Annotated in this window: 5 protein-coding genes; 1 reads left to right on the forward strand and 4 read right to left on the reverse strand. The window is 67.0% G+C overall.

Translation table 11 applies throughout. From position 1 onward, the window contains the following. Window positions 1-986 (reverse strand): alkane 1-monooxygenase (locus ACRDTL_RS20275; protein ID WP_431508488.1); only part of this gene is annotated, 986 nt, incomplete at its 3' end. Window positions 987-1127: 141 nt separating this feature from the next. Between ACRDTL_RS20275 and ACRDTL_RS20280 the strand changes: the two genes are divergently transcribed. Next, window positions 1128-2537 carry an FAD-dependent oxidoreductase gene (locus tag ACRDTL_RS20280; protein WP_431508489.1) on the forward strand — a complete coding sequence of 470 codons (1410 nt, stop codon included), beginning with the start codon at window positions 1128-1130 and terminating at the stop codon, window positions 2535-2537. Here ACRDTL_RS20280 and ACRDTL_RS20285 read toward each other — a convergent pair. The 3 genes from ACRDTL_RS20285 to ACRDTL_RS20295 all read right to left on the reverse strand — a co-directional run. Continuing rightward, window positions 2498-3391, reverse strand: coding sequence for a cation diffusion facilitator family transporter (locus ACRDTL_RS20285; protein WP_431508492.1), 894 nt, complete (start codon window positions 3389-3391; stop codon window positions 2498-2500). The two genes, ACRDTL_RS20280 and ACRDTL_RS20285, sit on opposite strands and share 40 nt — an antisense overlap. Window positions 3392-3468: 77 nt before the next feature. Then, window positions 3469-4695 carry a mannose-6-phosphate isomerase, class I gene (gene manA / locus ACRDTL_RS20290; protein ID WP_431508490.1) on the reverse strand — a complete coding sequence of 409 codons (1227 nt, stop codon included), beginning with the start codon at window positions 4693-4695 and terminating at the stop codon, window positions 3469-3471. Window positions 4696-4738: 43 nt separating this feature from the next. Further along, on the reverse strand, window positions 4739-5551 hold an 813-nt coding region (locus ACRDTL_RS20295), incomplete at its 5' end, for a TobH protein (RefSeq protein WP_431508491.1).

The raw sequence follows: 5551 nt of genomic DNA on the forward strand, positions 1-5551 counted from the left end.
GCGTGATGATCGCTGTGGCGCTGCAGATGGTAAAGGAACAGGTTGGTAACCAGATGGTCGGAGTTCCAGCTGTGCTCGGGAGCGCAGCGCTCGTAGCGTCCGTTCGACGTCTTTTGCCGCAGCAGCCCGTAGTGCTCGAGGTAGTTCACAGTCTCAAACAGAGTGAAGGCGTACACCGCTTGGATGACCGCCAACGGGATCAGCGCCGGGCCGAACACCGCGATCAGCACACCCCACAACACCACCGACATCAGCCAGGCGTTGAGCACGTCGTTGGACAGATGCCAGGGACTCTTGTCGAGCCGGCGCAGCCGCGCTGCCTCCAGCTGCCACGCGGAACGAAGGCCGCCCCAGATGCTGCGCGGCAGGTACTCCCAGAAGGTCTCGCCGAAGCGGGCTGACGCCGGGTCTTCCGGAGTGGCCACCCGCACGTGATGGCCGCGGTTGTGCTCGATGTAGAAATGCCCGTAGCACACCTGTGCCAGGGTGATCTTGGACAACCAGCGCTCCAGCGAATCCCTCTTGTGCCCCATTTCGTGCGCGGCGTTCATACCGACGGCACCCAGAACACCGACCGACAGCGCCAGGCCGATCTTCGCCGGCCAGCTGAGTGACCCCTCGACGCCCAGCCAGCTCACGTCGGATGCGGTGAACAGGTACGCGCCCAGGACCACGCTCAGGTACTGGAACGGGAGGTAGAGGTAGGTGCAGTACCGGTAGTACCTGTCGTTCTCCAGGCGCTCCATCACCTCGTCGGGCGGGTTTTGCCCGTCCGGCCCGTAGCGCAGGTCGAGCAGCGGCAGCACGACGTACACCAGGATCGGCCCGATCCAGAACAGCGCCTGCGAAGCGGTCTGCCAGCCGGCCCGGTTCATCGCCCAGACGATCGGCAGGATCAGCAGCAGCGCCGTCGGAGCGATCAGGCCGAGCAGCCACAGGTAACGCTTCTTGTCCTGCCAGACGATCGTGTCGGGCGCGGTGGTCATATCGCCAATCTCCTTGGTGAGTCAGGGCACGTTGAGGTTGGACAATATCGTGCTTTGCGTCTTATGTCTAGACATATAATGTTTATTTGTAAACTTAACTGCCTGGGCTGCGCCGGGACGGGTACCGACTACTCTGCGGGGATGCGCAGCCGTGTCGAAACCACCCGGACACACGCCGTCGTCATCGGGGCCAGCATTGCCGGGCTGTGTGCGGCGCGGGTGCTCTCGGATTTCTACGACCGGGTGACGGTGTTCGACCGCGACGAGCTGCCCACCCTCCCCGTCAATCGCACGGCGGTCCCCCAGGGCCGACACCTGCACCTTTTGATGGCTCGTGGCGCGCAGGAGTTCGACAACCTGTTCCCCGGGCTGCTCGACGACATGGTGGCGGCCGGGGTGCCCATGCTGGAGAACCGGCCGGACTGCATCTACTTCGGCGCCGCCGGCCACCTGCTCGGGGTGGGGCACACCCTGCGCGAGGAGTTCACCGCCTATGTACCCAGCCGGCCGCACCTGGAGTGGCAAATCCGGCGCCGGGCCAGCGCCATCGGCAACGTGAAGATACAGCGGCGCGCGGTTGTCGAACCGCGGTTCGACTCCCGGGCGCAGCGGGTGATCGGCGTACTGCTGGATTCCGGCAGTGAGCCTGAGTTCGTTGGCGCTGATCTCGTCGTCGACGCGGCCGGTCGCGGCACCCGGTTGCCGGTGTGGCTGGAGCAGTGGGGATATCAGCGGCCCCGCGAGGACGTTGTCGACGTGGGCATCGGCTACGCGTCGCATCAGTTTCGGATTCCTGAGGGCCTGATCCGGGAACGTGTTGTCGTTGCCGGCGCGTCCCGGCAGCAACCACTCGGGCTGGGCATGCTGGGCTATGAGGACGGCACCTGGATCCTCACCACCTTCGGTGTCGCCAAAGCCGAACCGCCGCATACCTTTTCAGAGATGCTCGTTCTCGCAGAAAAGCTGCTGCCCGCCCATCTCGCCACCGCGCTGGAGCAGGCCGAGCCGATCGGGGAAGCGGCCTTCCACCGCTTCCCCGCCAGCAGGTGGCGCCGCTACGACAAACTGGATCGCTTCCCGGCGGGGATCGTGCCGTTGGGCGACGCGGTAGCCAGCTTCGATCCCACGTTTGGGCAGGGTATGACCATGACGTCCCTGCAGGCCGGGCATCTGCAGCGGGCGCTACAAACGCCAAGCGGCGACCTGGCGCGGCAAGTCAACCGCGCGACCGCCAAGACCACCTACCCGGTGTGGATGATGACCGCAATCGGCGACTTCACCTTCCATCACGCGAACGGGCCGATGCCGTGGTGGTATCGGCCAGTCGGCAGCCTGTTCGACCAATTCCTCGGCGCCGCGGAGACCGAACCCGTTCTGGCCGAATGGTTTTTGCGGCGGTTCTCACTGCTGGACAGCCTGTACATGATCCCGTCGCCGGCGCTCGTTGGCCGCACGATTCGGCACAACATGCGGCTGTGGCTGGCCGAGCGCCGGCAACTGCGACACAACCGCTACCTGGAAACCTTCCGGTCCAGATCGGGCTCGAGGTAGATCATCCGCGCGGCCGGCACCGCCGCGCGGATGTTGGCCTCGGCGGTGTTGATGGTGGTCGCGACGGTGGCAACCTCAACGTGCGGACCCACCGCGATCTTGGCCACCACCAACATTTCGTCAGGACCCAGGTATTGGGTGCGCAGGTGGATCACGCGGTCGACATGTTCGGTCGCCTCCAACGCCGACCGAATGGCCTGGGCCTGCGCGATGGTCGCGCCCTCGCCGATCAGCAGGCTGTGCATCTCGACCATCAGGATGAGCGCGATCAGCCCGAGCAGCACACCGATGCCGAGGGTGCCGATGCCGTCCCACACCGGATCGCCGGTGGCGACGGTCAAGCCGACCCCGGCGAGCGCGAACAGCAGGCCGACGATCGCTCCGCTGTCTTCCAGCAGCACCACCGGCAGCTCGGGATTGCGGGAGTTGCGGATGAAGCGCCACCAACTGCCGCTCCCCTTCAGCGGCCGTGACTCGACTACCGCCGTGCGAAAGCTGAAGGCTTCCAATGCCATTGCTACCAACAGGATCACCAGAGCCACGACCGGTGAATTGAGGTCGCCACGATGGACGACCTTGCGATAACCCTCGTAGAGTGCGAACACAGAGCCCAGGGTGAACAGCACCAACGCCACGACGAACGACCAGAAGTAGCGGCTGCGGCCATACCCGAACGGGTGCAGGGCGTCGGCCTGTTTGCGCGCCGCGCGCTGGCCGAATAGCAGTAGCGCCTGGTTGGAGGTGTCGGCCACCGAATGCACCGACTCGGCCAGCATCGCCGAACTGCCACTGATCAGAAAGCCGACGAATTTGGCGGCAGCGATGCCGGCGTTGGCGGCCAGCGCGGCCAGGATTGCCCGGGTACTACTGGTTGGCGTGGCGACCCGCTGCGCCCGGCTTCGCCGCGCTTGCGATCGCCACCTCGACGCACTCACAGGCCGACGGTGGCCCGGAAAAGCTTGGTGGGCTCGTCGGCAACCAGTCGGATCGGCCCGTCGTCGGCCCCCACCCACGCCGCCGCGCCCCTGTCGAGCGACCGCGCCCCGGACTTTCCGTGCACGGTGGCCCGACCCTCGGTGCATAGCAGGATCTGCGGGCCGTCATGGCGCGACGGCGCGTCGACCTCGTGACCGAGGTGGTCGCCGTCCAGCGTCAGCACCGACACCGCGAACTCGTCAGTCGGGGTGTCGTAGACCAGCCCCAGCCCGTCGGGGTGGGTCGGCGGCCGCAGCTGCTCCTCGGTGGTCGGCGTGAAATCCAGTACCCGCAACAGCTCGGGCACGTCGACGTGCTTGGGGGTCAGCCCGCCGCGCAATACGTTGTCGGAGTTGGCCATGACCTCGATCGCGACGCCGCGCAGGTACGTATGCAGATTGCCGGCCGGCAGGAAGATCGCTTGGCCCGGGGCGAGGGTTATCCGGTTGAGCAACAATGCCGCCAGCACGCCGGCATCTCCGGGATAGCGTTCGCCCAGCTCCAGCACCGTTTTGGCTTCGGCCGCGAATTCCCTGGCACCGCGACTCAGATAGTGGATCGCGTCGTCGAGCACGGCGGGCACCAGCACATCGATGTCGGGCTGGGGGGCGGTGATCCAAGTGGTGAACAGCGCGCGCAGACCGTCGGCGTCGGATTGGTCATTGAGCAGGTCGATGTACGGGTCCAGGTCGGACACGGCCAGTGCGTGTAGCAGCTCGATGGTGCGCGCCGCCGGGCGAAACCCGGCCAGCGCCTCGAACGGCTGCAGTGCGACCAACAGCTCGGGTTTGTGGCTGGTGTCGCGGTAGTTGCGCATCGGCGAAGACACCGGAATGCCCAGCCGCTCTTCGCGCAGGTAGCCCTCGGCGGCCTGCTGGGCGCTGGGATGGGCCTGCAGCGACAGCGGCTCGTCGGCGGCCAGGACCTTCACCAAGAACGGCAGCACATCACCGAATCGGGCACGGGCGGCCGCACCGAGTTGTCCCTCGGGGTCGGCGACCAGGGCTTCCAGCAGCGAGGTTTCGCCGCCCTGGGTCTCCAGCCAGGCCGGGTCACCCGGATGCGCGCCGAACCACAATTCGGCTTCGGGATGAGCCGCCGGAACCGGTCGCCCGGTGAATTCGGCAATGGCCGTACGCGATCCCCAGGCGTACGTACGAATCGCTCCGCGTAACAGTTCCACTTTTATATCTATATCTGTTCCTGAACCAGCTATCCCTAAACAGTTATCCCCGCACCAGTCGCAGGTAAACCGCGGCCATCTCCAGCCGGACAGTCAATATAGCCAGTTGCTGCTCGGCGCGCTGCCTGTCGACCGGTACCGACGGGCGATCGGCAGCATCGATAGCATCCGGCATATCGGGCACATCCAGGGCGCCGACGATGTCGACGTCGGCGCGGTGCCGCGCCACCCGGGCCTCGACCACCGTCCGTTCGCCCGCCAACGTCAACGCCACCACCCGCAGCCGCTCGGCCAGCGGTCCGTCGATCTCCTCGTCGTGAAACAGCGCGTCGGCCGGGTCTCGAAACCCATCAGGCATGCCGGTGCGCAATGCCACCAAGGCATCGGCCAGCCAGGTGGCCGCGACCACCTGGTGCCCGATCCGCAGCAGCACCGAGCATCCGTGCCGGGCCAGCGCCAGTGTCGCGGCACTGTCGCCGGCCAGCACGACGCGGCGCCGCGCCATCCGCTCGACCAGCGCCTTGGCCGGGTTGGTGAACACTTCGCGCCCGGCGCTGTTGCGCAGTGCCTCGGCGTCGAGCTCCTCGGCCAGCGCGGCGAGGTCCACCCGCAGCCCCGGGTCGACGCTGTGCAGCGCGGCCAGCCCGGCGACCAGGTAGCGACACAGACCGAACTCGTCGGGAACCCGTATCCGCGGCTCCAGCACCGCGACCCGGCCGGCCGTGGTGTCCCGCAGCGGGCCTTCGTAGGGTGCGGCCACGACAACCCGCGCGCCGCGGCGCACCCCGGTCGCGGCGGCGCCGACCAGCGCCGGGTCGCCGGGGTCGTCGCCGGCCACGATCAGCACGTCCAGCGC

This window comes from Mycobacterium sp. (genome assembly GCF_050700595.1).
Lineage (GTDB): Bacteria > Actinomycetota > Actinomycetes > Mycobacteriales > Mycobacteriaceae > Mycobacterium.

Coding starts and splice junctions, on each gene's coding strand:
- ACRDTL_RS20280 (WP_431508489.1), top strand. CDS start 1,128: ATGCGCAGCCGTGTCGAAACCACCCGGACACACGCCGTCGTCATCGGG.